This window comes from Pseudomonas sp. HLS-6 (assembly GCF_002753995.1).
GTDB lineage: Bacteria > Pseudomonadota > Gammaproteobacteria > Pseudomonadales > Pseudomonadaceae > Aquipseudomonas > Aquipseudomonas defluvii.
Window position 1 is genome coordinate 1822469 of the sequence record NZ_CP024478.1, and the last position, 24624, is coordinate 1847092.

General features: G+C 62.0%; 25 protein-coding genes and 1 pseudogene. 19 read left to right on the forward strand and 7 right to left on the reverse strand.

Translation table 11 applies throughout. The features are described 5' to 3' along the window. Positions 1–2 precede the first annotated feature (2 nt). The 13 genes from CS390_RS08380 to CS390_RS08440 all read left to right on the forward strand — a co-directional run bounded on the left by CS390_RS08380 (position 3) and on the right by CS390_RS08440 (position 12961). Positions 3–350, forward strand: a complete 348-nt coding sequence (locus tag CS390_RS08380) for a DUF4389 domain-containing protein (RefSeq protein WP_065759433.1) — start codon at positions 3–5, stop codon at positions 348–350. Then, positions 347–802, forward strand: coding sequence for a phosphohistidine phosphatase SixA (gene sixA / locus CS390_RS08385; RefSeq protein ID WP_099774023.1), 456 nt, complete (start codon positions 347–349; stop codon positions 800–802). The genes CS390_RS08380 and sixA overlap by 4 nt, the downstream gene beginning before the upstream one ends. Before the next feature lie 35 nt (positions 803–837). Further along, on the forward strand, positions 838–1281 hold the full coding sequence (locus CS390_RS08390; RefSeq protein WP_099774024.1) for a hotdog fold thioesterase: 444 nt from the start codon (positions 838–840) through the stop codon (positions 1279–1281). 139 nt (positions 1282–1420) lie between these two features. Further along, positions 1421–2215 (forward strand): alpha/beta fold hydrolase, encoded by a 795-nt coding sequence (locus tag CS390_RS08395; protein WP_099774025.1) that lies wholly within the window; start codon positions 1421–1423, stop codon positions 2213–2215. Beyond that, entirely contained in the window at positions 2212–3066 is an 855-nt protein-coding gene (locus tag CS390_RS08400) for an alpha/beta hydrolase (protein ID WP_099774026.1), read from the forward strand. Before CS390_RS08395 ends, CS390_RS08400 begins: the two co-directional genes overlap by 4 nt. A gap of 115 nt (positions 3067–3181) precedes the next feature. Further along, on the forward strand, positions 3182–3970 hold the full coding sequence (locus CS390_RS08405) for a DUF4892 domain-containing protein (protein ID WP_099776589.1): 789 nt from the start codon (positions 3182–3184) through the stop codon (positions 3968–3970). Positions 3971–3982: 12 nt separating this feature from the next. Then, a complete protein-coding gene (locus CS390_RS08410; protein WP_099774027.1) occupies positions 3983–5032 on the forward strand; it encodes an AI-2E family transporter in 1050 nt (349 codons plus the stop codon). A 130-nt stretch (positions 5033–5162) separates the two neighbouring features. Next, positions 5163–5252 carry a K(+)-transporting ATPase subunit F gene (gene kdpF / locus CS390_RS08415; RefSeq protein ID WP_065759426.1) on the forward strand — a complete coding sequence of 30 codons (90 nt, stop codon included), beginning with the start codon at positions 5163–5165 and terminating at the stop codon, positions 5250–5252. Between the two features lie 8 nt (positions 5253–5260). Further along, a complete protein-coding gene (kdpA, locus tag CS390_RS08420; RefSeq protein ID WP_099774028.1) occupies positions 5261–6955 on the forward strand; it encodes a potassium-transporting ATPase subunit KdpA in 1695 nt (564 codons plus the stop codon). A gap of 10 nt (positions 6956–6965) precedes the next feature. Then, the gene (gene kdpB, locus CS390_RS08425) at positions 6966–9020 is read left to right on the forward strand and encodes a potassium-transporting ATPase subunit KdpB (RefSeq protein ID WP_099774029.1); all 2055 of its coding nucleotides are present in this window, start codon (positions 6966–6968) and stop codon (positions 9018–9020) included. Positions 9021–9035: 15 nt separating this feature from the next. After that, complete coding sequence (kdpC, locus tag CS390_RS08430) at positions 9036–9596, forward strand: potassium-transporting ATPase subunit KdpC (RefSeq protein ID WP_099774030.1); 561 nt, start codon at positions 9036–9038, stop codon at positions 9594–9596. Between the two features lie 15 nt (positions 9597–9611). Then, positions 9612–12266, forward strand: coding sequence for a sensor histidine kinase KdpD (locus tag CS390_RS08435; protein ID WP_099774031.1), 2655 nt, complete (start codon positions 9612–9614; stop codon positions 12264–12266). Continuing rightward, complete coding sequence (locus CS390_RS08440; protein ID WP_065759421.1) at positions 12263–12961, forward strand: response regulator; 699 nt, start codon at positions 12263–12265, stop codon at positions 12959–12961. The genes CS390_RS08435 and CS390_RS08440 overlap by 4 nt, the downstream gene beginning before the upstream one ends. Positions 12962–12991: 30 nt before the next feature. On the opposite strand, the gene CS390_RS08445 is transcribed toward CS390_RS08440, so the two are convergent. Further along, complete coding sequence (locus CS390_RS08445) at positions 12992–14029, reverse strand: patatin-like phospholipase family protein (RefSeq protein ID WP_065759420.1); 1038 nt, start codon at positions 14027–14029, stop codon at positions 12992–12994. Positions 14030–14191: 162 nt separating this feature from the next. On the opposite strand from CS390_RS08445, the gene CS390_RS08450 reads away from it, so the two are divergent. Together CS390_RS08450 and CS390_RS08455 are read left to right on the forward strand one after the other, a co-directional pair. Beyond that, positions 14192–14470 carry a hypothetical protein gene (locus CS390_RS08450; RefSeq protein WP_099774032.1) on the forward strand — a complete coding sequence of 93 codons (279 nt, stop codon included), beginning with the start codon at positions 14192–14194 and terminating at the stop codon, positions 14468–14470. 18 nt (positions 14471–14488) lie between these two features. Next, positions 14489–15256 (forward strand): CHAD domain-containing protein, encoded by a 768-nt coding sequence (locus CS390_RS08455; protein ID WP_099774033.1) that lies wholly within the window; start codon positions 14489–14491, stop codon positions 15254–15256. 29 nt (positions 15257–15285) lie between these two features. Here the strand turns inward: CS390_RS08455 and CS390_RS08460 are convergent. From CS390_RS08460 to CS390_RS08470, 3 genes and pseudogenes are all read right to left on the reverse strand, one after another. After that, positions 15286–15513, reverse strand: a pseudogene (locus tag CS390_RS08460) (terminase); the annotation flags it as partial. Positions 15514–15596: 83 nt separating this feature from the next. Continuing rightward, a complete protein-coding gene (locus CS390_RS08465) occupies positions 15597–17075 on the reverse strand; it encodes a methyl-accepting chemotaxis protein (RefSeq protein WP_065759416.1) in 1479 nt (492 codons plus the stop codon). 86 nt (positions 17076–17161) lie between these two features. Continuing rightward, positions 17162–17968 (reverse strand): TatD family hydrolase, encoded by an 807-nt coding sequence (locus CS390_RS08470; protein WP_099774034.1) that lies wholly within the window; start codon positions 17966–17968, stop codon positions 17162–17164. Positions 17969–18338: 370 nt separating this feature from the next. On the opposite strand from CS390_RS08470, the gene CS390_RS08475 reads away from it, so the two are divergent. Continuing rightward, on the forward strand, positions 18339–18647 hold the full coding sequence (locus CS390_RS08475; RefSeq protein ID WP_099774035.1) for a hypothetical protein: 309 nt from the start codon (positions 18339–18341) through the stop codon (positions 18645–18647). 44 nt (positions 18648–18691) lie between these two features. On the opposite strand, the gene greB is transcribed toward CS390_RS08475, so the two are convergent. From greB to CS390_RS08490, 3 genes are all read right to left on the reverse strand, one after another. After that, the gene (gene greB / locus CS390_RS08480; RefSeq protein ID WP_065759413.1) at positions 18692–19189 is read right to left on the reverse strand and encodes a transcription elongation factor GreB; all 498 of its coding nucleotides are present in this window, start codon (positions 19187–19189) and stop codon (positions 18692–18694) included. 69 nt (positions 19190–19258) lie between these two features. Continuing rightward, positions 19259–21766, reverse strand: coding sequence for an ABC transporter permease (locus CS390_RS08485; RefSeq protein WP_099774036.1), 2508 nt, complete (start codon positions 21764–21766; stop codon positions 19259–19261). After that, positions 21766–22449 (reverse strand): ABC transporter ATP-binding protein, encoded by a 684-nt coding sequence (locus CS390_RS08490; RefSeq protein ID WP_099774037.1) that lies wholly within the window; start codon positions 22447–22449, stop codon positions 21766–21768. The genes CS390_RS08485 and CS390_RS08490 overlap by 1 nt, the downstream gene beginning before the upstream one ends. A 10-nt stretch (positions 22450–22459) precedes the next feature. On the opposite strand from CS390_RS08490, the gene CS390_RS08495 reads away from it, so the two are divergent. The 3 genes from CS390_RS08495 (at position 22460) to CS390_RS08505 (ending at position 24490) form a co-directional block, all read left to right on the forward strand. Beyond that, positions 22460–23065: an arylesterase gene (locus CS390_RS08495; protein WP_099774038.1), complete on the forward strand. Its 606-nt coding sequence runs from the start codon at positions 22460–22462 to the stop codon at positions 23063–23065. 56 nt (positions 23066–23121) lie between these two features. Then, on the forward strand, positions 23122–23403 hold the full coding sequence (locus CS390_RS08500; RefSeq protein ID WP_065759409.1) for a hypothetical protein: 282 nt from the start codon (positions 23122–23124) through the stop codon (positions 23401–23403). Between the two features lie 115 nt (positions 23404–23518). After that, the gene (locus CS390_RS08505) at positions 23519–24490 is read left to right on the forward strand and encodes a L,D-transpeptidase family protein (RefSeq protein ID WP_099774039.1); all 972 of its coding nucleotides are present in this window, start codon (positions 23519–23521) and stop codon (positions 24488–24490) included. The last annotated feature ends 134 nt before the right edge of the window (positions 24491–24624 follow it).

Consider the following 24624-nt stretch of genomic DNA (forward strand, 5'->3'; position numbering starts at 1 on the left):
AGATGAACGAATCCCCGAAACAGGCCCAGTGCGAATCGATCGGTCTGCGTATCCTTTGGATGCTGGTGTTCCTGATTGTGTGGCAATTGGCCGAGCTGCTGCTGGGTGGCCTGATACTGGTGCAGTTGGTCTATCGACTGATCTACGGTGCGCCAAGTGCCAGCCTGATGAATTTTGGCGACAGCCTCAGCCAGTACCTTGCGCAAATCGGTCGTTTCGGCAGCTTCCACAGTGACCAGAAGCCGTGGCCATTTGCTGACTGGCCAAGCCCGCGTGCGCCGGAAGGTGAAGCACCCCACAGCGTACCTGCGGCTGCGCATCCGGTGCGTGATGAGGAGCCGAAGCTATGAAGCTCTGGGTGCTGCGTCATGGTGAGGCCGAGGCGCGGGCCCATAGCGATGCCGAACGCCGCTTGACCGCGCATGGTCGTGAGCAGGTGTTGCGCAGTGCCGCGCAGTTGCTCGGGCAGCCGTTGCAGGCTGTCCTGGCCAGCCCTTATGTGCGCGCGCAGCAGACAGCCCAGCTGGTCTGTGACGCGTTGTCCTTCGACAAGCCCTTGATCACCGTACCGTGGTTGACCCCAGAGAGCGAAGCCGACCAGGTGATCACCGAGCTGGACAAGCTGGGCCTGGAGCATGTGCTGTTGGTCAGCCATCAGCCCTTGGTCGGCACGCTGGTGGGGATGCTTGAACAGGGTCATCGACGCGATCCGCAGCCGATGAGCACTGCCTCGCTCGCCGAGCTTGAAGGTGACTGGCCGTTGGCTGGGTTGATGACCTTGCGTAGCCTGAGTCATCCTTGAGCACGGCTCAACCCAGAATAATAAAGGACTCGCCCATGAGCATCTGGTACACCCAGCCTGATATCGACCAGCTTAATCACCAGCAAAAGAACACCATTGGCGAGGTACTGGACATCCGCTTCGAGTCGTTCAGCGACGATTCGCTGACGGCCAGCATGGTGGTCGATCACCGTACCCGCCAACCGTTCGGCTTGCTTCATGGTGGTGCTTCTGTGGTGCTGGCCGAAACCGTCGGCTCCATGGCCAGCTATTTGTGTATCGATCCGCAGAAGTTCTACTGCGTGGGCCTGGAAGTCAACGCCAACCACCTGCGTGGCTTGCGCAGTGGTCGGGTCACGGCAACGGCGCGGCCGGTGCATATCGGACGCAGCACCCACGTCTGGGACATTCGATTGAGTGCCGAAGAGGGCAAGACCAGTTGCATTTCACGGCTGACGATAGCCGTCATCGCGCTGGGCGAGGCTGCCCCCAGCCGTTGAAGGTACGGGTGATTCAGGCTGTTGCACCGGTATCACTGTTCTATTGACCTGATTGCCGTCTCTGATGGCTTTTCCGGACATTGCCCCGCGCCGAGTCGGCGCGGACAATGACGCCATTACTCCTCTCGGACAGGCGGCCATGTCGCAGCAGATCTTCTTCGCTCATGCCAATGGTTTCCCCTCGGCCACCTACGGCAAGCTATTCGCTGCGCTGGCGCCGGACTATCAGGTCAGCCACCTGCCTCAGCATGCCCACGACCCGCGCTTCCCGGTCAACGATAACTGGCAGAGCCTGGTCGACGAGTTGATCCACCATCTGCAACAACAGCCTGCGCCGGTCTGGGGTGTCGGGCACTCCCTGGGCGGGGTTCTGCACCTGCATGCGGCAATGCGCTGCCCACAGTTCTACCGCGGCGTGGTGATGCTGGACTCACCGGTGCTGACGCGCGCTGATGAGTGGCTGATTCGCACGGCCAAGCGCTTTGGTTTTATTGATCGCCTTACCCCGGCCGGGCGTACGCTGGGCCGACGTGAGGCGTTTCCGGATCGAGAAACCGCACGGGCCTACTTCACAGGCAAGAGCCTGTTTCGCAACTTCGACCCCGACTGCCTCGACGCCTATGTGCAACATGGCCTGCAGGAGGCGGACGACGCGTTGCGCCTGCGCTTCGATCCGGCCACCGAAATCAGCATCTACCGTAGCTTGCCCCATATCAGCCCAGGGCAAGTCCGCCAGGTTTCGATCCCGCTGGCAATGGTGCGGGGCAGTCATAGCCGAGTGATCAAGCGTCATCATGCCTATGCGGTTCGTCGCATGCCGCGCGGCGAGTTTCACAGTGTGCCGGGCGGGCACATGTTTCCACTGGAGCGACCGACCGACACCGCCAGCCTGCTCAAGGGGCTGTTCGACCGCTGGCAGGAGCACAGCGTATGACCGGCCCAATCGAACAGGTGCGTCTGAACCTGGGGCATGTCGAGTTGGCGGCGCAGCTGTTTGGCCCGGCCGATGGACGCCCGGTGATTGCGTTGCATGGCTGGTTGGATAATTCCAACAGCTTTGTACGGCTGGCACCGAAGCTGACTGGGGTGCGTATCGTTGCGCTGGACCTGGCCGGGCACGGTTTGTCCGGGCACCGCCCGCCAGGGGCCAGCTATGCCTTGTGGGACTATGCCTTCGATGTGTTGAAGGTCGCCGAACATTTGGGCTGGGAGCGCTTTTCCCTGATGGGGCACTCCTTGGGGGCGATTGTCTCAGTGGTGCTGGCGGGGGCCGTGCCTGAACGTATCGCTCGTCTGGCCCTGATTGATGGCGTTGTCCCGCCGACCGCAGGGGTTGAAGACACTGCCGAGCGCATGGGCATGGCCCTGCAGGCGCAACTGCGCCACGGCAAGAAGCCAAAACCGGTGTATGCGGCACTGGAGCAGGCCGTTGAGGCGCGCATGAAGGGCGTGGTGGCGGTGAGTCGCGAAGCGGCAGGGCTGCTCGCCCAGCGAGGGTTGGAGGCCGTCCCGGGTGGTTTTACCTGGCGCAGCGACAGTCGCCTGACGTTACCTTCAGCGCTACGCTTGAGCGATGAGCAAGCGCAGAGCTTTGTGCGCCGCATCGCTTGCCCTGCACAATTGATCGTGGCCGCCGACGGTATGTTGGTGCGGCACACTGCCTTGCTTGAGCAGCTACCCTTTGAACAGAAACAACTGCCGGGTGGCCACCACCTGCACCTGAACGATGAGGCGGGTGCGTCCCTTGTCGCAGACTGTTTCAATCGCTTCTTTGCCATTCCTTGACTTGTAGCAGGCAACTGTCGAGGCTTGGCGGGTTGAACAGGGAGACAACCATGACCACGTGTGACACTGCCTCACCTCGCGGCGCCCTTCAGGGCGTGGCGTGCCGATGAATATGATGACGAGCCTGAAATCTGCTGTTTCCGCTCTGGCCTTGCTCGTTGCCTGGCCGCTGGTTGCCGCTGAGCTGCCGGTGCCAACGGATGCCAAAGCCGTTGATCAACACGCAGCAACGGAACTGGAACGCGTCTACCCGCTGGGCGCCCTGCGCAAGATCAGCGGCCAATTGCGCATGGAGAACAAGATTGAGGGCCGAGGCCAACTCAGCTCGGTGACCTGGCAGCTGCCCGTCGAGCGGACCGCCAGCGAGGCGTTCACTCAAGCGCGAGAAGCCTTGCAGGCAGAGGGCGGCTATGCGCTGTTCTGGTGTGAGGCGCGTGACTGCGGTGAGAGCAACCTGTGGGCCAATGAGGTGTTCGGTAATGCGCGGCTCTATGGCTCCGACGAGCAGCAAGCCTTTGTGCTCCTGCGTCTGGCTGCGCCAGCTCAGGATACCTTGATCGCCTTGTACGGCATCACACGTGGAAACAAGCGGGCCTACCTGCATGCCGAGCAGTTTGTTGCCAATGCGCCCCTGGCGGACGTTTTACCAACCCCGGCAACGGTGCTACGTGAACTGCGCAGTACCGGCAAGCTGGACTATCCCGACCTTGGAGGGGAGCCGCCAGCAGACTGGGTTGTACTGCTTGGGCGAAGTTTCAACCTGGACAGCACCCTGCGTGTCACACTGGCTGGCGCCCAGGCTGAAGCCTGGCGCGAACAGTTGATCAAGACCGGTGTGCGCGCGGCGCGGCTGGAAGTTGGTCAGGGCAGCGCAAGCGGCCTGCACGTTGAATTGATTCGCTGATCAGGGAACATCATGCTGAGTAACGACCGCCTGCTGGTACAGATCCTCCTGCTCGGATTGCTTGGGGCTGGCCTGTGGGTCATGGCGCCATTTTTCTCTGCGTTGCTCTGGGGGGCGATCCTGGCGTATGCCAGCTGGCCGTTGATGCGCCTGTTGACGCGGCTGCTGGGCGACCGAGAGACCCTGGCGGCGGCGTTCCTGACCTCGCTGTGGATTTTACTGGTGGCCTTGCCGCTGGTCTGGCTGGGGTTCAACCTGGTGGACCACGTTCGCGATGCTACGGCGTTCATTCGAGACGTACAGGTTGACGGCCTGCCTGATGCGCCGAGCTGGTTGGGCAGTATTCCATTGATCGGCGGACGCCTGGTGGGTATCTGGGTCGCTGTCGACCAGCAGGGTGTGGCCATGCTGGCCAATCTCAAACCGTACTTCGGTCAGGTCGGGAACTGGCTGCTGGCGCGCAGTGCCCAGATTGGCAGCGGTATGCTCGAAATTGCCCTGAGCCTGGTGTTCGTGTTCTTTTTCTACCGTGACGGGCCGCGTCTTGCGGCGTTTGTCCTGAGCCTGCTGGGCCGCCTGATCGGTGAGCGTGCCGGCTACTACCTCGACCTGATTGCCGGCACCGTGCAGCGTGTGGTCAATGGTGTGATCGGCACGGCGGCGGCCCAGGCGTTGCTGGCATTGATCGGATTCTTGATTGCAGGCATACCGGGTGCGCTGGTGTTGGGCATCATTACCTTCATGCTCAGCCTTATCCCCATGGGTCCACCACTGGCCTGGATACCCGCCACCGCGTGGCTGGTCTGGAAGGGGGAATACGGTATGGCGGTGTTCCTGGGCATGTGGGGCACGTTCATCATCAGTGGCGTCGACAACGTGCTCAAACCCTACCTGATCAGCCGTGGCGGTGACCTGCCGCTGGTGATTGTCCTGCTCGGTGTGTTTGGCGGTTTGTTGGCGTTCGGTTTCATCGGCCTGTTCATTGGCCCAACCCTGCTTGCGGTGGCCTACAGCCTGCTGCTGGACTGGGTGCACAGCAAGCCGGACCAGCCGCGCGCCTGACCCGCTGTAGCACCGTCAGTGATCTTTACGCACTCTTTATGCCTTCATCGGGCACTCGCTCTCGTTCCTTTACAGCCTCTCTTCCGACAATGACCGTCAGCGGCACTGTGCTGCGAGACGGAGAGTTGTGATGAGCATTCTGGACGGGGTGTCACTGCTGCTGGCAGTGGCGTTGTGGGTTTATCTGATGGCCGCGCTGTTGCGCGCGGACAGGGGCTAGGAGTGGCCATGCACAGTTACGATTACGCGTTGCTGTTGGCATTTTTCGCCATCGTCTTGTTGCCGGCACCTTGGCTGGGCCGTTTCTATTACAAGGTGATGGAAGGGCAGCGTACCTGGATGACGCCGATTCTGGGGCCAGTGGAGCGGGGTTGTTATCGCATCGCAGGTGTCGATCCGGGCCGCGAGCAGAGCTGGCAGAAGTACGCGCTGGCCTTGCTGGCGTTCAACCTGGCTGGTTTCCTGATGGTGTTCGGCGTACTGCTGCTGCAAGGTTACCTGCCGCTCAACCCGCAGCATTTGCCGGGACAAGAGTGGTCGTTGGCATTCAACACTGCAGTCAGTTTCATGACCAACACCAACTGGCAGTCCTACAGCGGTGAGGCGTCAGTCAGCTACCTGAGCCAGATGCTTGGCATGACCGTGCAGAACTTTGTCAGTGCCGCGACGGGCCTTGCCGTGCTGGTCGCGCTGTGCCGTGGCATTGCCCGACGCTCGGCGAGCACGGTGGGTAATTTTTGGGTCGACATGACCCGCGCAACCCTCTATGGCTTGCTGCCGCTGTGCCTGGTACTGGCGTTGTTGCTGGTTTGGCAGGGCGTGCCGCAAACCTTCAGTGACTACGTCAAAGCGCTCACCCTGCAAGGCGTCGACCAGCTTATTCCGCTGGGGCCGGCCGCCAGCCAGATCGCAATCAAGCAACTGGGTACCAACGGCGGCGGCTTCTTCGGAGTCAACTCGGCGCATCCATTCGAGAACCCGAGTGCCTGGAGCAACCTCTTCGAGGTGTCTTCAATCATCCTCATCCCGGTGGCCCTGGTGTTCACCTTTGGCCATTACGTCAAAGACCTGCGCCAAAGCCGGGCGATCATCGCCTGCATGCTGGCGCTGTTCCTGATCGGTGGGTCGACTGCGCTGTGGTCCGAGTACCAGGCCAACCCGGCATTGAACAACCCTCAGGTCGAACAGACGGCACCGCTTGAAGGCAAGGAAAGCCGCTTTGGCACCACCGGTAGCGTGCTGTGGACGGTCACCACGACAGCGGCGTCCAATGGCTCAGTGAACAACATGCACGACAGCCTCAACCCGATCAGCGGCATGGTGGCGATGGTCAACATGATGGTGGGCGAGGTGATTTTTGGCGGTGTGGGTGCCGGGCTCTACGGCATGCTGCTGAACGTGTTGATCGCTGTGTTTCTGGCGGGCCTGATGATTGGCCGCACACCTGAGTACCTGGGCAAGAAACTGCAGGCGCGTGAAGTGCAATTGCTGGTAGCAACCTTGCTGGTGATGCCACTCGGGGTACTGGTGCTGGGTGCGCTGGCAACCAGCTTGCCTGGCCCTGCAGGCGCGGTGAGCAACCCGGGTGCTCATGGGTTCAGCCAACTGCTGTATGCCTACACCTCGGCCAGTGCCAACAACGGTTCGGCCTTCGCCGGGCTGGGTGCGAATACCACGTTCCACAACGTGATGCTCGGCCTGGGCATGCTGATTGGCCGCTTTGGCTACATTCTCCCGGTACTGGCCCTGGCCGGCAGCCTGGCGCTCAAGAAAACCGCGCCGGTAGGGCAGAACAGCTTTCCGACCCATGGTCCGCTGTTTGTCACCTTGCTGTTGGTCACCATCCTGTTGATCGGTGGCCTGACCTTCCTGCCGGCCCTGGCCTTGGGCCCGGTCGCTGAACACCTGAGCCTGGGCTTCTAAGGAGCGAATCATGAACATGCCGATTCCTGATGTGAATGCGGTGCCGGCCGAACAGGCCCGGACGACTTTTGCTGCGCTGTGGCGGCCAGCCTTGGTGCAGGCGTTCGTCAAACTTGATCCGCGCCAGTTGAAACGTGCGCCGGTGATGCTGGTGGTCGAGCTGACGGCGGTTTTCACCACCGTGCTCTGCCTGTTGCCCGACAGCGCTGTGCCGACCCATGTGGCGCTGCAAATCGCCCTGTGGCTGTGGTTCACCGTGCTTTTCGCCAACTTTGCCGAAGCGTTGGCCGAGGGGCGTGGCAAAGCGCGCGCCGACAGCCTCAAGGCGGGTAGCCAGGGCCTCAGTTGCCGGCGTCGTAACGCCGCTGGCAGCTATGAAGTGGTACCGGCGACGGCGCTGCGAAAAGGTGATGTGGTCAAGGTGCTGGCCGGTGAGATGATCCCTGGTGACGGCGAGGTGCTTGAAGGTATCGCCGCTGTCAACGAAGCAGCCATTACCGGTGAGTCTGCGCCGGTGATTCGTGAGTCGGGCGGCGACCGCTCGGCAGTTACCGGCAACACCCGGCTGGTCTCTGACTGGTTGTTGATCAAGATCACCAGCAACCCCGGTGAGTCGACCCTGGACCGAATGATTGCCTTGGTCGAAGGTGCTAAACGGCAGAAAACGCCCAACGAGATCGCGCTGGACATCCTGCTGATCGGCTTGACCCTGATCTTCCTGGTGGTCGTGGTGACCCTGCAGCCATTCGTCTATTTTGCCGGCGGTGCGATTCCGCTGGTGTTCCTGGTGGCGCTGCTGGTGACCTTGATTCCGACCACCATTGGCGGCTTGCTCTCGGCCATCGGTATCGCCGGCATGGATCGCCTGGTGCGGCTGAACGTGATTGCCCGCTCCGGGCGTGCAGTGGAGGCCGCCGGTGATGTGCATGTGTTGATGCTCGACAAGACCGGCACCATCACCTTCGGCAACCGTCGTTGCAGTGCCCTGCATGCCGCGCCAGGGGTGAGCGCTCGTGAACTGGGCGAAGGCGCCTTGCTCGCTTCGTTGGCCGATGACACCGCTGAAGGCAAATCGATCGTCGAATACCTGCGGCAGTTGCACGACTTCAGCGAGCCGCAAGCCAATGCGATGACGGTGGTGCCGTTCAGCGCCGAGACACGCTTGTCGGGGGTTGATTACCAGCAACGCCGTTACCGCAAGGGTGCAGTGGACTCGGTGCTGGCGTTCGTCGGTATGCAGCGCCTGGAAATGCCTGTTGCGCTGTCCAAGGAAGTCGACAAGATCGCCCAGAGCGGCGGCACGCCGCTGCTGGTTTGCATGGACAAGCGTCTGCTCGGCGTCATCCACCTCAAGGATGTGGTGAAGCCAGGTATTCGTGAGCGTTTCGCCGAGCTGCGCCAGTTGGGCATCCGCACGGTGATGGTCACGGGCGATAACCCCCTGACCGCTGCAGCAATCGCTGCTGAAGCCGGGGTGGATGATGTACTGGCTGAGGCCACGCCAGAGAAAAAGCTGGCGCGCATTCGTCAGGAGCAGAATGACGGGCGCCTGGTCGCCATGTGTGGCGACGGTGCCAACGACGCACCGGCACTGGCACAGGCAGATGTTGGCATGGCCATGAATGACGGCACCCAGGCCGCGCGCGAAGCCGCCAACATGGTCGACCTGGACAGTGACCCGACCAAGCTGCTGGATGTGGTGCAGGTGGGCAAGGAGCTGCTGGTCACCCGTGGGGCGTTGACCACCTTCTCGATTGCCAACGATGTGGCCAAGTACTTCGCCATTCTTCCGGCCCTGTTTGCTGCCATCTATCCGCAGTTGGGGGTGCTGAACCTGATGCAACTGGCCAGCCCACAGAGCGCAATCCTGTCGGCGATTGTCTTCAACGCCTTGATCATTGTCGTGCTGATTCCGCTGGCCCTGCGAGGGGTGCGGGTGAAGGCTGCCAGTGCCGCTCACTTGTTGCGTCGCAACCTGCTGATTTATGGGCTGGGCGGACTGATCGTGCCGTTTGCCGGGATCAAGTTGATCGACCTGCTGCTCAATGCGTTGCAACTGGTCTGAACCGAGGAATTGAACATGACTACGCTAGTACGTCCGGCCTTGAGCCTGATGCTGTTGATGACGCTGATCACCGGCGCGGTTTACCCACTGGTGGTCACCGGTGTCGCCCAGGTGGTTTTCCCCGAGCAGGCCAATGGCAGTTTGCTGCGCGACGATCAGGGGCAGGTGCGCGGTTCATTGCAGATTGCCCAGGCGTTCCAGGGTGATGCCTGGTTCCAGTCACGGCCTTCGGCGGCGGATTACGCCACCGTGGCCAGTGGCGCCAGCAACCTGGCGCCGAGCAACCCGGCACTGGCTACCCGTGTGAGCGAGGCGGCTGCACGTGTCTTCACGGCACAGCAGGGGCCCGTGCCCCTGGCATTGCTGACCACCTCCGGTAGCGGCCTGGACCCGCACCTGCCACCGGCGGCAGTGGCTTATCAAGTGCCTAAGGTGGCAGCGGCGCGGCAGGTTTCGGTGCAGGCCTTGCAAGGTCTGGTCGAGCAGTTCACCCTGCAGCCGCTGGTTGGCCCGCCGGTGGTCAATATTCTGGCCCTCAATATGGCGCTGGACCGACTGGCACCTGCGTCGAAATAAGGACAAGCCGTAACCATGAGTGATTCCGAACGCGCCGATGCGTTGTTGGCCGAACTGCCGCGTGACGGTCGTGGCCGACTGAAGGTGTTCCTGGGGGCTGCACCCGGGGTGGGTAAGACCTATGCAATGTTGCAAGCCGCACACGCCCAGCTGCGTCATGGGGTCAAGGTGGTGGCGGCGGTGGTCGAAACCCATGGTCGTGCCGAAACTGAAGCGTTGCTTGGCGGGTTGCCCCAGCAGCCGCGTGTGCGCTCGGAATACCGTGGTGTAGTGCTTGAGGAAATGGACCTGGACGGCCTGCTCAAGGCCGCTCCGCAACTGGTGCTGGTGGATGAGCTGGCCCACAGCAATGCGCCGGGCAGCCGTCACGCCAAGCGCTGGCAGGATGTGCAGGAGCTGTTGGCGGCTGGCATCGACGTCTACACCACGGTCAACGTGCAGCATCTGGAAAGCTTGAATGACCACGTGCGTGGCATCACCGGTGTGCAGGTGCGCGAGACGCTGCCGGACTGGGTGCTGCAGGAAGCCTTTGAGCTGGTATTGATCGACCTGCCGCCGCGTGAGCTGCTGGAGCGCTTGCGCGAGGGCAAGGTGTATGTGCCGGAGCAGGCCCGCGCGGCCATCGATGCCTTCTTCACCCAGACCAACCTTACCGCGTTGCGCGAGCTGGCCATGCAGACGGCTGCCGCCCAGGTCGATGCCGATCTGGCACACGGTTACCGCAAACTGGGGCAGGATGCACCAGCGTTGCGTGGGCGGTTGTTGGTCGGCGTCGACGGTGATGCGCAGGCTGAGCGGCTGGTGCGTCATGCCAGTCGCGTTGCGCAGCGTCGGCATCTGCCCTGGAGCCTGGTGCATGTCGACAATGGCCGCTTGCGCGATGAAACAGCCCGTCAGCGTCTGCAGGCTGCTCAGCGGTTGGCCGAGCGCCTGGGGGGCGAGGTGGTGGTGCTGCGCGCCGGCGAGGTGGCCAATGCCTTGATCCAGCATGCGGCCGAGCGCCGGGCCAGCCTGGTGCTGGTCGGGCAGTCGCGTGATCGGCTGCGCCGTCGCCTGTTTGGTGCCGGGGTGGCTGCACGGCTGTTGCGCGAAGCCCATGGCCTGGAAGTCAACGTGCTCAACCGCGATACCCAGCCCGAACCTGTGCGGTTGCCTGTGCAGGGGGAGTGGGTCTGGCGGCATTACCTGTTGGCGCTACTGGCCACGGTGTTGGCGAGTGGCCTGGCCTGGGCGGTTGCCAGTGTATTGGCGTTGCCGAACATCTCGTTGGTGTTTCTTGCTGCCGTGCTGCTGGTGGCAGTACGCAGCAGCCTGGGGCCTGCGCTGGCCTGCGCCGTGCTGTCGTTTCTGAGCTATGACTTCTTGTTCATCCCGCCGACATTCTCCTTCAGCATCCAACGTGAAGAGGATGTCCTGACCTCATTGTTTTTCCTGTTGATGGCGGCCTTGACCGGCAACCTGGCTGCCCGTCAGCGTCGGCAGCTACAGGCGCTGCGTGAGACCCAGGAACAGACCAACCAGTTGCTCGGCCTGTCGCGTAAATTGACGGCAGCGACTGATCGCCAGGCGGTGTTCACTGCTGCCGGTCAGTACCTGGACAGCCCGCACGATTTGCAGGTGTGCCTGCTCGATCGTGATGCCGAAGGCGCCCTGCGGGTGGCCAGCGGAGGTGCATTGCAGTTCAGCGACAATGAACGTGCCGCTGCCGATTGGGCCTGGCAGCACGATCAGGCTGCCGGGCTTGGCAGCGACACCTTGCCCAATGGGCGTTGGTGGTGGTGGCCGTTGTCTGCAGAGGAGGGGCCGTTGGCCTTGCTCGGCGTACGTCCACGTGAGGGGTATACGCTGACGCCGCAGCGACGACGTATGCTCAAGGCCCTGAGCCAGCCACTGGCGCAGGCGCTGGCGCGTGCTCGCTTGGCCGATGAGCTGGAAGCGGCGCGTCTGCACGGTGAGACCGAGCAGCTGCGCAGCGCCTTGCTTGCCTCGGTCTCCCACGACCTGCGTACCCCGCTCACCGCCATGCGAGGCAGCATCGACAGCTTGCTGGCACTGGGCGAGGCCATCCCTCTGGAAGATCGTCGTGAGTTGCTTGAAGGCACCCGCGACGAAGCCGAGCGGCTGGACCGTTACATCCAGAACCTGTTGGACATGACCCGGCTGGGCCACGGCGGGCTGACGCTGGCCCGCGATTGGGTCGCTCCGGCAGACATCGTCGGCAGTGCCTTGAACCGCCTGCGTGTGGTGCTGGCGCCGTTTCAGTTGCGTGCTGAAGTTCCGCCGGACCTGCCCTTGTTGTACGTTCATGCGGCACTGATCGAACAGGCGCTGATCAACGTACTGGAAAACGCCGCACGCTTTTCACCCCCTCACGGGCGACTCGAACTGTGTGTAACGGTCGAGGAAAAGATGCTGTGTTTTGCTGTCAGCGACCAAGGCCCCGGTATTCCACCGAATGAACGTGAACGGATTTTCGACATGTTCTATACCGCCGCCCGGGGGGATCGTGGCGGGCAGGGCACCGGCCTTGGCCTGGCGATCTGCCAGGGCATGATCGGCGCCCACGGTGGGCATATAAGGGTTGCCGAGGGCATTGATGGCCAGGGCACCTGTATCACTCTATGCTTGCCGCTCCCGGCCCAACCTGAACTGGACAGCGACACGCCATGACCCAGACCGCGACCTTGCTGGTCATCGACGACGAACCACAGATTCGTAAATTTCTGCGCATCAGTCTCAGCTCCCAAGGCTACAAGGTAGTGGAGGCTGCGACGGGTAGCGAAGGGCTGAGCCAGGCGGCATTGACCCGCCCGGACCTGGTGGTACTTGACCTCGGGCTCCCGGACATGGATGGGCAGCACGTGCTGCGCGAGTTGCGCGAATGGAGCCAGGTGCCGGTGCTGGTGTTGTCGGTACGGGCCAGCGAAGTGCAGAAGGTCGAGGCGCTGGATGCGGGTGCCAATGACTATGTCACCAAACCCTTTGGTATCCAGGAGTTCCTGGCGCGGGTTCGCGCGCTGCTGCGTCAGGTGCCACGGTCGGTAGCCCAGGAATCGGCGCCTTGTTTCGGGCCGTTGACCGTTGACCTCGCGTTTCGTCGGGTGACCCTCGACGGTGTAGAAGTGGCATTGACGCGTAAGGAGTATGCGCTGTTGGCGCAGTTGGCCAGCCATCCGGGGCGGGTGATTACCCAGCAGCAACTGCTCAAGGACATCTGGGGACCAACCCACGTCGATGACAGCCACTACCTGCGGATCGTGGTTGCTCATGTACGGCAGAAGCTGGGTGACGACCCCACCTCGCCGCGGTTTATCGTGACAGAGCCCGGCGTGGGCTATCGATTGATTGGTCCAGACGGGATATGAGCGCCTGGGTTTTGTAGGTGCCAGCCGCGCTTAGCGCCGCTCCCCTTCATAGTTGTCCAGGGTATCGCTGGCGATCTGCCGTCCCAGCGCAATCAGCTCCGGTGCCTTGTAGAACTCGAAGAAGCGGCAGACCCGTTTCGGAACGTTGATCAGTACATCCGGCGGGTAACCGGCGATTTTGTATTGCGCCAACGACGTCTGCATCACCTCGAAGCTCTGGTTGATCAGGTCCAGCAGCGATGCGGGCCCAACGTTATCGATGATGAAGGAGCCGCTGGCGGATTTCGGTGCGCCATCGATTTCTGGAGCGGCTGCCGGTTGCTGCGCTTCAGGGTCGGCGGCTTCGCTGAGCCAAGGGTTGGGGGCTGGTGTGATCGGGCTGATTTCCTGATCCAGTTGCATCAGGTGCTCGGCCTGTTTACGCCGAAATGGCAGGTGCGAACCCAGCGAACTGATCAGGTGGTCAAAGCGCATTTTGAAGGCAGGGGGGCGCTCAATGATCGGTAACTGGTAGTGTTTCTGGTTGGTTGCATTGAGGTTGACCGCTATGATCAGGTCGCAGTGGCTCGACACCACGGGTATGATCGGCAACGGATTGAGGATGCCGCCGTCGACCAGCATGCGGTTGCCTTGCACGACAGGTGTGAACAAACTGGGAATTGCCGCCGAAGCACGCATCGCCTGGTGCAGGCAGCCTTCCTGAAACCAGATTTCCTGCTGGTTGGTCAGGTCAGCAGCGACGGCGGTGTAGGGGATCCGCAATTCTTCGATGTTGATCTCTCCGACGATCTTGCGGATTTGGCCGAACACCTTTTCGCCCCGAATCGCCCCGAGACGGAAGCTCACATCCACCAGACGCAGCACATCCAGGTAGTCCAGGCTTTCAATCCAGTTACGGTATTCATCGAGCTTGCCCGCTGCATAGATGCCGCCAACCACCGCGCCCATGGAGCAGCCGGCAATGCAGGCGATATCGTAACCGCGACGCTCGATTTCCTCGATGACGCCGATATGTGCATAACCTCGAGCACCACCCGACCCTAACACCAGTGCTACACGTTTACTCATGGTTGCTCCTGGGCGGCATTCGACCGTCAATGGTCTAACAATGCACCTAATCGTAGCTGTGCTTCAATCGATAGATGCGCTGCGATAGGCTGAGCGCGGCACTTTTGCACAGCTGTGCCGTCGAAGTCTCCAACTTGATTTCTTTTTGTTGAGGTATTGCTGATGAAAGCTTGGATTACCCTGCCGCTGATTGCCCTGGCCCTGAGCGGTTGTGCCGGTAAAACGGCCTATCGCGACAGTTGTGCCACCCAGCTCGACGCAGCCTGGAAAGAGCTCGACCTGGCCAAGGCCGAAGGCTTTGCCGGCACGGTAAGCTACTCTAAGGCTTTGTCACTGTTGACCGGTGCCAAGACCCAGCAACAGTTCGAGGCATTTGACGGCTGTACCAACAAAGCCGAGAAAGCCCGCTTCTATATCCGTGAATCCCGCGCTGGACGTTGACCCCCTCAGGAGTAGGACATGGCGGCAATGCTTGATCATGTAATCGTCCAGATGCTGAGCCTGCAGGTTCGCTTGATGGCCTGTCAGGCGCGCCTTGAGGCCAATACCGACAGCGAGGCGTTGCATGATTTGCGCATCAGTGTACGGCGTCTGCGTAGCCTGCTAAGGCCCTTGCGGGGCTTGCCCGGGGTTGATCAGCTGGAGCATGCCGCTGGCAAACTGGGCGAGCTGACAACCCCGTTGCGCGACCGCGAGGTACTGGCCGCTCAACTGCTGGAGCGTGGTCAGTATGCTGCTGCCCAGCGGCGCCTGGAGAAAGAGGGCGAGGTGTTCGCACAGGTAGCTGTCAGTGCTGATCTGCAGCGTGTGCAGGCGATCATTGATGCGTTTCCGATGTTTTTACGTGCCGCGCAGCGTCAGAAGCTGATTCGCCGCTTGAGCCAGCGCATCGACAAGCGTTTGCGGGGGCAATGGAAAGACGTGCATAAGGCGCTCAACGACCCTGACCATGATCGTCATCGCTTGCGCTTGTTGATCAAGCGGGTGCGCTATGGTGCCGAGGCCTATCCGCAGCTGGAGTGCCTGAGTGATCGGCTTCAGCGGCAACTCAAGGGCGTACAGGGCGATCTGGGCGACTGGCACGACCTGGTACAGTGGTTGTCACAGGCCGAACAGCAAGGCGACCTGGCACCCTGCGTCACGCACTGGCAGAACCAGTTACGTGATGCAGAGATCCGCGCCGACCAGAGCCTGGCGAAACTGCTGGCTGACATGGAACGTCGCTAAGCCGATCAATTGCCATGGCCTGAGTCGTTTTGCCTGGCGTCAGTGGCGGTGCCCTGGCGTTGCAAGGCAAGCGCGGCGAGGAGGGCGATCACCCCCACGGCCAGTACGCCCAGGTCCACATTGAACAGGCCGGCCAGCACCATCAACGTGCCAAGGATGAACAGTGGCACGGCAATCAGGTGGAGCGCCAGTTTGGTTGGATGGTGGTGGTAGTGTCGCCATTGCCAGGCGTGCACGTTGGGTAGGCGTTTGCTCATCGCAAGGCTCCTCAGGCAGTTACGTCATACCTGAAGAATAGTTTGGCCCCCGAAGGGGGGCCAATGCGACCTCTCTATTGAGGTTATAGCTTGAGCTGGCCGATGGCTTTGCTCAATTCGCCGGCCAGGGTCGCCAGTTCGCTACTGGTGGTGGCCGAATCGACGGTCTGCTGCACGGTTTCTTCGGTCACGTCGCGAATACTGACCACCGCGCGGTTCATTTCTTCGGCCACCTGGCTTTGCTGTTCAGCCGCGACAGCAATCTGGGTGTTGCTTTCACGCATCTGTGCCACGGCACTGGTGATTTCGGCCAGGGCTTCACCGGCTTCTTGCGCTTGCTTGACGCAATCGTCGGCCTTGTACGAGCTTTCCTGCATGAAATCCACGGCATCGCGGGTGCCGGCCTGCAAGGCGGCGACCATGGTGGTGATCTCGTCGGTGGAGGTTTGTACGCGCTTGGCCAGATTGCGCACTTCGTCGGCGACCACCGCGAAGCCACGGCCCAGGTCGCCAGCACGTGCGGCCTCAATGGCCGCGTTGAGGGCCAGCAGGTTGGTTTGTTCGGCGATGCTATGGATCACGCTCACCACACCGTTGATCTTCTGGCTGTCTTCGGCAAGCTGGTGGATCATCTCAGCGGTCTGCTGCACGCCACTGGACAGCCCGGCGATCGAGGTTTGTACCCGGCTGACCACTTCCTGGCCGCTGCCTGCGAGGGTGTCGGCGGTCTGCGACAGGTCGCGTGTGGCGCCGGCATGCTGAGCGATGTGGTACACGGTGGCGGACATCTCGTTGATCGCTGTCGCGGCCTGGTCGGTTTCACTTTGCTGGCCGAGCATGCCGTGGCGTACCTCGCTCATGCTCGTGGCCAGGCGTGCGGCGCCGGAGTCAAGCTGCGCTGCCGTGCGGGCGACGGTGTTGACGACACGGTGGTAGGTGGTCTGCATGGCGTTGAATGCCGAAGCCATCTGCCCGACCTCGTCACCGCAGGCCAGGGGTACCCGGGCCGAAAGATCACCGGTTTTCTCCACGTGGAGCATCACGTCCTTGAGTGTGTTGAGCTGGCTTAGCAGGAACCGGATCAGCAGTTGCGAGGCGCAGAGCATGGCCAGCATCAGGATCAGTACGCACACGGCATAGTTGGCGAAGCGGTCGCTGAACACTTGAATCAGACTCGGGGCCTGGGCCAGCACGGCGACCTGTTGACCGTCGCGGCTGATGACCTGGGCGCCAATCAGTGGGTTGTCACCCAGCACTGGGAAACGGTTCAGCTCGACCCAGCCTTGTGCAGCGCTCAGGGCGGGTAGGGCTTCACCATTGAAGCTCGGGGTTTGCCCGGCACTGATGCTCAGATAACGATGGTCCTGAGGCAAAGGCTGACCGGCAGGCCAGGTGGCCAGCAGGCGAGCCTCCACCTGAGCCTTGTTCTGGGCTTCCTCGGCCCGGGCCTGTTGTTCCAGATGCACGGCATACAGCACCAGAAACAATGTTGTGACGAAGGCGACAGCGTTGACGGCCCAGAATTTGTACTTCAGGGAGATATTGCTAAGCCAGGCACCCATGGTAGGTCTTCTCTGATTGAGCGGAAATATTTTTGGCAAGGTGCCATCATTTTGCCTTCGCTTTTACGGGTAAGTCTTGATATGCGTCAAGCAATCTCTGGCAGGTTGAAGAAGGCCCGGGCGCAGTCGGTGGTATGGGCGGCCAATTGCTCCGGGGTTTCGCCGCGATGACGCGCCACTTCATTGAGCACTTCGGGCAGAAAGGCCGGCTCGTTGCGACCGCTCTTCGGCTTGGGCCGCAGGCTGCGCGGTAGCAGGTACGGGGCATCGCTTTCCAGCATCAGTCGCCCGCGGGGAATGCTGCTCATCAGTGGATGGAGGTGGGTGCCTCGGCGCTCGTCACAGATCCAGCCGGTGATCCCGATATGCAGGTCCAGGTCAAGGTAGCCGAACAGCGCGGTGCGCTCACCGGTGAAGCAATGCACCACGGCGGCAGGCAGGCGATCGCGGAAATCCTTGAGGATCTGCAGCAGACGCTCGCTGGCATCGCGTTCGTGCAGGAACACGGGCATCTGTAGCTCAACTGCCAGGCTCAGGTGTTCCTCCAGGACTTTTTCCTGTTGTGGGCGCGGAGAGAAGTCGCGGTTGAAGTCCAGCCCGCATTCACCCACGGCACGTACCCGTGGTTGCTCCAGCAGTGCGCGCAGTTGCCGTGCACTGTCTGTTGTCCAACTGCTGGCGTCGTGTGGGTGGATACCGGCGGTACTGAACAAGCGCAGGCCCGGTTCATCAAGTTGCTGGCACAGCTCCAGTGCCTGTTCGCTACCCGCCAGGCTGGTACCTGTCACCAGCATCTGACATACACCGGCGGCTTGGGCACGCTCAAGCAATGCCGCCTGCTGGCCGGCAAAGCTCGGGTTGGTCAGGTTGACGCCGATGTCGATGAGTTGCATGGTCCTACCTCGGGGTATTGGCTTTATATGCCTGAAAAATGCTGAAAAATAACAACAAATCAAAGATTTTCAACAATGCCTGATCGTGTTCTGCGCGGATCCCTGTTGGCTTGCCGACGATGCAGCTGTCTTGAACGCCTTGGCACCCCGCCGATGCCACAGCAGGCATGCCTGCTTCATAGGTTTTTTGTTTCTGAGTGTGTTGACAGCCCGCCCGCCGCTTCTCTAGGATGCTGACTTGCGCCGATTTAAACAGCTACTTGCGGGGCGCAGGACACTCCCTGATGGGTGACCGAATACCGCTAAAACGCTGGTTCGGTGACGCCTCCCACCGCAGCCCAGCGGGATCTGCGAGGCGGAGAAATACTCCATGAGTTGCCCACGTACCAGTGTTTGCCTAAGCCCTCTTCCTGCCAGCCAAGCGGCGCGTACGCCACGTATTCTGCTGGGTGGCCAGCATCAACCGACACTCCTGCGTTACCTCGATGGCTGGCCACGCCGCAAAGGCCGCGCTACGGCCTTCCTGATCCAGTTTGCCGCCCACAACGTTGCACTGAGCGGCTTCGCTAATGACCGTTTCGATTTGGCAGTGGTGCAGTCGCCCTCGGCTGAAGAGGCCGCAGAGGTCATCGGCCATTTGACCCGTATTGCTCGCCAAGGCCTGATTACCCGCGCCTGACCCGCCTTTGTCCGCGCCGTGACCTCAAGGTGCGGCGCTGGTGTTCAGGGGTAGTCGATTTCGACGATGTAAACGAGTTGCTCACCAGTGGGTGTCTGCACCCGTACTTCGGCGTCCAGCGCCTTGCCGATCAGGGCTCGGGCCAGCGGTGAGTCGATGCTGATCAGGCCCAGTTTCAGGTCCAGTTCGTCCGGGCCGACGATACGGTATCGTGACTGCTCCCCGTCCTCGTTCTCGATGGTGACCCAGGCGCCGAAATACACTTTGTTCGGGTCGCTGGGGCGCTCACTGACAACCTTCAGGTTCTCCAACCGTTTGCTCAGGAAGCGGACACGGCTGTCAATTTCGCGCAGCATTTTCTTGCCGTAGGTGTACTCCGCGTTTTCCGAACGGTCGCCTTGCGCTGCCGCCTCGCTCACGGACTGGGTGACCTGGGGGCGGCGCACGTGCCACAGTTCATGTAGCTCAGCGCGCATGCGTGCTTCGCCTTCAGGCGTGATCAGAGCGGTGCCGGCAGTGCGCGGTGGGCGATAACGACTCATGGGGCAGGGTGTCTCTTGGTGATTGCCTGGTATAGGTGGCGGTCTGTTGATATGAGCATCGCGAGTCTATCAGCCCTCGCGCAGCACGGTCAGTGGGCTGGCATTCAGCGCACGGCGCGTGCCGTATACCCCGGCGCTACCAATCAGCAAAGCGCCCAGTACCGGTAGTACCAGCAGCCAGGGATGCGGGCTCCATTTCAAGTCAAAGGCATAGTGGTACAGCAGCAGGCTGATCAGTTCAGTGCCGAGTGCGGCAAGCAGGCCGCTGGCAGCACCGAGCAAGCCGAACTCGATACGTCGGGTCTTGGTCAGCAAGCGGCGACCGGCCCCCAGTGCCCGCAGCAGTGCACCTTGGTGAATGCGTTCGTCGAGTGTCGCCTGCAGGCCAGCGAACAGCACTGCCAACCCCGCAGCCAGAACAAACAACAGCACGTACTCCACCGCCAGGGTCACCTGGCCAAGGATGCTGCGCAGTTGATTGAGCAAGGCGTCGACCTGAAGGATGGTCACCGCCGGAAAGGCGCGGGACAGGGCCACGAGTTGCGCGTCATTGCCAGGCGCCAGGTAGAAGCTGGTCAGGTAGGTGGTCGGCAGGTTTTGCAGGGTGCCGGGCTGGAAGATCATGTAGAAGTTGGGCTGGAAGCTGTCCCAGTTGACGGTGCGCAGGCTGCTGACCAGCGCCTCGCGTTCCATGCCGCCAATGCTGAACGTCAGGTGGTCACCGAGCTTGAGCTTAAGGCTGGTGGCCAGATCGGCTTCAACTGAGACACCGGGCAGGGCGTCTGCCGGGGGCGTGGCCTGCCACCACTGACCGGAAACGAGGGCGTTGCCCTGTGGCAGATCGGCTGCCCAGGTCAGGCTCAGGTCACGCTGGATGGCGCGATCGCCGGTAGAGTCCTTGCTGACGATTTGCTGCACCGCTTGGCCGTTGATGTGTGTCAGGCGGCCGGGAATCACCGGGTACAGCGGTGCTGCTTGGGCGGAGAACTCGCTCAGGCGGTGGGCGAAGTCAGCTTTGTCATCCGGCAGGATGTTCAAGGCAAAGTAGTTCGGCGCGTCTTTGGGCAACTGGTTTTGCCAGGTGTCGAGCAGTTCGCCGCGCAGCAGTGCGATCAGCGCCATGGCCAGGAGGATCAGGCCGAAGGCCAGTGACTGGCCCGCCGCGCCCAGCGGATGGCGCAGCAGTTGACCGAGGCCCAGGCGCCAGGCTAGCGGTGCGTTGGCCAGCAGGCGACGCAGGCTGCGCAAGCCAAGCAGCAACAGGCCGCCGAGCAGCAGGGCAGCGATCAGGCCGCCGCCCAGCAGGGCAAAGGTCAGTAACAGGTCCAGGCTCAGCCGCCACATGATCAGGCCCAGGGCGAACAGCGCTGCGCCATACACCAGCCAACTGCTTGGTGGGACGGGCAGCAGGTCGCGGCGCAACACGCGCAACGGCGGAACCCGGCCCAGGGCGGCAAGGGGAGGCAAGGCGAAGCCCGCCAGCGCCACCAGCCCGGTGGCAATGCCGGCCAGTGCCGGGGCAATACCGCCTGGTGGAATCTCGTTGGGCAGCAAGCCTTTGAGCAGCTGGAACAGGCCAAACTGGGCGAGCCAGCCCAGCAATGCGCCGCTGAGGGCCGCAGCGCCGCCAAGTATTGCCAGTTGCAGGCAGAACAATGAGAGTGCCTGGCGCCGCGAAAGGCCCAGGCAGCGCAGCAGGGCGCTGGCATCGAAGCGCCGGCTGGCGAAACGGCTGGCCGACAGGGCCACGGCCACGCCTGCCAGGAGCACGGCCACCAGGCTGGCCATGTTCAGGTAGCGTTCGGCCTTGCCCAGCGCACCGCCGATCTGGCGGTTGCCGTCACGTGAGTTCAGCAGTTGCTGGTGGGCGGCCAGCGCCGGTTTGATAGCCTGCTGATAAGCGCTCAGCGCGGCCGGTACGCCGCGCCACAGGTCGCGGTAGGTGACCCGGCTGCCGGGCTGAACCACGCCGGTAGCGTCAAGGTCGGCCAGGTTGATCAGTACCCTGGGGGTCAGGCTGTAGAAGTTGCCGGCGCGGTCCGGTTCGTAGGTCAGCACCCGGCTCATGCGCAGGCTCTTCATGCCGACGTCAATGCTGTCGCCGATTTTCAGGTTCAGCGCTGCCAGCAGGCGTGACTCAACCCAGGCCTCCCCCGGTGCCGGACCTGTGCCGGGTGTTTCTGCGGCATAGGGCTCTGCCGCGCTGCGCAGTTCGCCGCGTAGCGGGTAGTTGTTGTCCACGGCCTTGACGCTGGAGAGCTGGATACCGCTGTCGGCAGCGATAACACTGGAAAACTCAACGACACGGGCATGTTCGAGACCTTGGTCGATACCGGCGTTGATTTGCGCTGTACTCGCCGGTGCGCTGCCTTGCAGCACCAGGTCGGCCCCCAGGAACTCGGTGGCGCGTAGCAACATGGCACCGTTCAGGCGTGCGCCGAAGTAGCCGATGGCGGTGCTGGCGGTCACCGCAATGACCAGGGCAAAGAACAGCACGCGCAGCTCGCCTGCACGGGCATCACGCAGTAACTGACGAAACGCCAGGCTCAGCAGACGGAAAAACGACAGATGTGCCATCAGGGCTCCAGGGGGGTGACCAGGTGACCGGCATCCAGGTGGATCAGGCGACGGCAGCGTTTGGCCAGGCGTTCGTCGTGGGTGACCAGTACCAGCGTAGTGCCACGTTCCTTGTTCAGTTCAAACAACAGGTCGCTAATGCGTTCGCCGGTGTGGCTATCGAGGTTGCCTGTCGGTTCATCGGCAAACAGCACGGCAGGGTCTGCGGCAAAGGCCCGGGCGATGGCCACTCGCTGCTGCTCACCCCCGGAAAGCTGGCGTGGCGAATGGCTCAGGCGCTGGCCCAGGCCAACCCGTTCCAGCAGGCTGCGAGCGTGTTCGCGGGCGTCGCGACGGCCGTCGAGCTCCAGGGGCAGCATGACGTTCTCCAGTGCACTCAGGCTGTCCAGCAACTGGAACGACTGGAAAACAAAACCGACATGTTCGGCACGCACCTGGGCGCGCCGGTCTTCGTCCAGGCTGCCAAGATCATGCCCGGCCAGGGTGACAGAGCCGGCGCTGGGCAGGTCCAGGCCGGCAAGCAGGCCGAGCAGGGTCGACTTGCCTGAACCCGAGGCGCCAACGATGGCCAGGCTGTCGCCCTGTTTCAGGTCCAGCGACAGTTCATGCAGGATAGTCAGATCGCCTTCCGCGCTGGGAACCACTTTGCTAAGGTTCTGCGCAATGAGAATGCTGGGGCCCATGGAGAATCCGATGCGAGTGTGGATATTGAGTGCCGGTCTGGCCTTGCTGTGCATGGCACAGCTTGCCACGGCGGGTACCGTGTTGATCGTCGGGGATAGTATCAGCGCGGGTTTCGGCCTGGATACCCGTCAAGGGTGGGTGTCGTTGCTGCAGGCGCGCCTGAAAACCGAGGGATTCGACAGCCAGGTGGTTAACGCGTCAATCAGTGGCGATACCAGTGCAGGGGGCCAGGCGCGCCTGCCAGCGCTGCTTGCAGAGCACAAGCCCGCGCTGGTGGTGCTTGAGTTGGGCGGCAACGATGGCCTGCGCGGGCAGTTGCCGGCGCAATTGCAACAAAACCTTGCTGCGATGATCGACAGCTCCCGCGCTGCGGGCGCCAAGGTGGTTCTGCTGGGCATGCGCTTGCCACCCAATTATGGCGTTCGCTACACCGAAGCGTTTGCCAGGGTTTATGACAATCTGGCCAAGGATAAACAGGTCCCTCTGGTGCCGTTTTTTCTCGAGGGTGTGGGCGGCGTGCCCGAGCTGATGCAGGCCGATGGGCTGCATCCGGCACAGGGAGCACAGCAGCGGCTGCTGGATAATGCCTGGCCGGTGATAAAACCGCTGCTTTGACGCTTTTCTAGTGATCGGCTTTCGGCTAATGTTGCGCCCCCGATTTGGAGCCCTCAATGCCGCGTCCCGCCTGGTCCCTGTATGCCTATCAATTGATCGAGCCCGACGAACAGCTTGATCTGTTCGCCTGCCAGGAGATCCGCGTTCATCTGGTGGCCCGTCAACTTGAGCTGGGGTGTTCGGCAGACCGTACCTTGTGCGGTACGTTGTTGCCTGCTCAGCCGCGGTGGTCCGGGGTAGAGCGTTCGATCTACCGTGACCGGCGTCTGTGTCCGCTATGTCGGGCGATTCTCGATGCCCAGCGGCGTGGCACACGGCCGGTGTGGCCGCAACTCTGACAGTATTTGCCTGTCATATGCGCACGTAACCGTTCACCCCGATGTCTCCCGGTCAGGCGGGGGCGGGTGTACAATCGCTGTCTTGCCCCTATTGAATTAGCGAAGGATTTTCCGGATGTTGTCGCGCTTTCCCGCCGTCACCCGTTGCCTGTCTATTGCCGCCGTGCTGGCGACAGGTTCCGCCACTGCCCTGGAGCTGCCTCTGCCGCCGCCCGGAGAAGACGTCGTTGGCCAGGTCCAGGTTATCAAGGCCAAGTACGAAGACACCTTCGCCGACATCGGCACTGCCAATGACCTGGGTTACCTGGAGATGGTTGCTGCCAACCCCGGTGTCGACCCATGGCTGCCGGGTGTGGGTACCGAGATTGTTCTGCCAACCCGTTACGTCCTGCCGCCAGGTCCGCGGGAGGGTATCGTGATCAACCTGGCTGAGTACCGTATGTACTACTTCCCGAAAGGGCAGAATGTGGTGCATACCTTCCCGCTGGGTATTGGTCGCGAAGGTTGGGGTTCGCCAATTGCACAGACCAAGATCACTGCCAAGACGCCAAACCCGACCTGGACGCCACCGGCTTCGATTCGGGCCGAGCACGCGGCCGATGGTGATCCTCTACCGGGCATTGTACCGGCCGGGCCGGACAACCCACTGGGGCCGTTCAAGTTCACCTTGGGCGTACCGGGTTACCTGATTCACGGTTCCAACAAGAAGTTCGGTATTGGCATGCGTACCAGTCACGGGTGTTTCCGCATGTTCAACAACAACGTGCTGGCCCTGTCGAAGATGGTGCCGGTCGGCACCCCGGTGCGCATCATCAATGAGCCTTACAAGTTCGGCATCAGTGCGGGCAAGGTTTATCTTGAGGCGCATACGCCGCTGGATGACAAGGGCAATCCCTCGGTGGTCGACAAGCACACTGCGGTTATCAATGCCTTGCTCAAGCGTCAGGATCTGGCCAATAACCTGCGCATGAACTGGGACATGGTGCGCGATGTTGTTGCTGCTGAAGACGGCATGCCAGTGGAGATCGCTGTGCCGGGCGCAGCCCCCGCGTCGATGGTTTCCAGCGTGCCGCTCGAGATCCAGTAATACGCCAGGGTGCTGCAAGGGCCTGCCATTGTGCAGGCCTTTTTTTTTGCGCGTGTATCTCACTGACTCATCAATAGCCTGGGGGAGTCGCCCCACCGTTTCTATCGTTCACAGCCGATTCTGCATCCTGGCGC

Excerpts from the sequence above, each read along its gene's own strand:
- CS390_RS08490 (WP_099774037.1), bottom strand. The coding sequence starts at position 22,449 with ATGGGCCCCAGCATTCTCATTGCGCAGAACCTTAGCAAAGTGGTTCCC.
- CS390_RS08405 (WP_099776589.1), top strand. The coding sequence starts at position 3,182 with ATGACGAGCCTGAAATCTGCTGTTTCCGCTCTGGCCTTGCTCGTTGCC.
- kdpB (WP_099774029.1), top strand. The coding sequence starts at position 6,966 with ATGAACATGCCGATTCCTGATGTGAATGCGGTGCCGGCCGAACAGGCC.
- CS390_RS08380 (WP_065759433.1), top strand. The coding sequence starts at position 3 with ATGAACGAATCCCCGAAACAGGCCCAGTGCGAATCGATCGGTCTGCGT.
- CS390_RS08440 (WP_065759421.1), top strand. The coding sequence starts at position 12,263 with ATGACCCAGACCGCGACCTTGCTGGTCATCGACGACGAACCACAGATT.
- CS390_RS08495 (WP_099774038.1), top strand. The coding sequence starts at position 22,460 with ATGCGAGTGTGGATATTGAGTGCCGGTCTGGCCTTGCTGTGCATGGCA.
- kdpF (WP_065759426.1), top strand. The coding sequence starts at position 5,163 with ATGAGCATTCTGGACGGGGTGTCACTGCTGCTGGCAGTGGCGTTGTGG.
- CS390_RS08400 (WP_099774026.1), top strand. The coding sequence starts at position 2,212 with ATGACCGGCCCAATCGAACAGGTGCGTCTGAACCTGGGGCATGTCGAG.
- greB (WP_065759413.1), bottom strand. The coding sequence starts at position 19,189 with ATGAGTCGTTATCGCCCACCGCGCACTGCCGGCACCGCTCTGATCACG.
- kdpA (WP_099774028.1), top strand. The coding sequence starts at position 5,261 with ATGCACAGTTACGATTACGCGTTGCTGTTGGCATTTTTCGCCATCGTC.
- sixA (WP_099774023.1), top strand. The coding sequence starts at position 347 with ATGAAGCTCTGGGTGCTGCGTCATGGTGAGGCCGAGGCGCGGGCCCAT.
- CS390_RS08485 (WP_099774036.1), bottom strand. The coding sequence starts at position 21,766 with ATGGCACATCTGTCGTTTTTCCGTCTGCTGAGCCTGGCGTTTCGTCAG.
- CS390_RS08505 (WP_099774039.1), top strand. The coding sequence starts at position 23,519 with ATGTTGTCGCGCTTTCCCGCCGTCACCCGTTGCCTGTCTATTGCCGCC.
- CS390_RS08455 (WP_099774033.1), top strand. The coding sequence starts at position 14,489 with ATGGCGGCAATGCTTGATCATGTAATCGTCCAGATGCTGAGCCTGCAG.
- CS390_RS08410 (WP_099774027.1), top strand. The coding sequence starts at position 3,983 with ATGCTGAGTAACGACCGCCTGCTGGTACAGATCCTCCTGCTCGGATTG.
- CS390_RS08450 (WP_099774032.1), top strand. The coding sequence starts at position 14,192 with ATGAAAGCTTGGATTACCCTGCCGCTGATTGCCCTGGCCCTGAGCGGT.
- CS390_RS08500 (WP_065759409.1), top strand. The coding sequence starts at position 23,122 with ATGCCGCGTCCCGCCTGGTCCCTGTATGCCTATCAATTGATCGAGCCC.
- CS390_RS08465 (WP_065759416.1), bottom strand. The coding sequence starts at position 17,075 with ATGGGTGCCTGGCTTAGCAATATCTCCCTGAAGTACAAATTCTGGGCC.
- CS390_RS08395 (WP_099774025.1), top strand. The coding sequence starts at position 1,421 with ATGTCGCAGCAGATCTTCTTCGCTCATGCCAATGGTTTCCCCTCGGCC.
- CS390_RS08390 (WP_099774024.1), top strand. The coding sequence starts at position 838 with ATGAGCATCTGGTACACCCAGCCTGATATCGACCAGCTTAATCACCAG.
- CS390_RS08475 (WP_099774035.1), top strand. The coding sequence starts at position 18,339 with ATGAGTTGCCCACGTACCAGTGTTTGCCTAAGCCCTCTTCCTGCCAGC.
- CS390_RS08470 (WP_099774034.1), bottom strand. The coding sequence starts at position 17,968 with ATGCAACTCATCGACATCGGCGTCAACCTGACCAACCCGAGCTTTGCC.
- CS390_RS08445 (WP_065759420.1), bottom strand. The coding sequence starts at position 14,029 with ATGAGTAAACGTGTAGCACTGGTGTTAGGGTCGGGTGGTGCTCGAGGT.
- kdpC (WP_099774030.1), top strand. The coding sequence starts at position 9,036 with ATGACTACGCTAGTACGTCCGGCCTTGAGCCTGATGCTGTTGATGACG.
- CS390_RS08435 (WP_099774031.1), top strand. The coding sequence starts at position 9,612 with ATGAGTGATTCCGAACGCGCCGATGCGTTGTTGGCCGAACTGCCGCGT.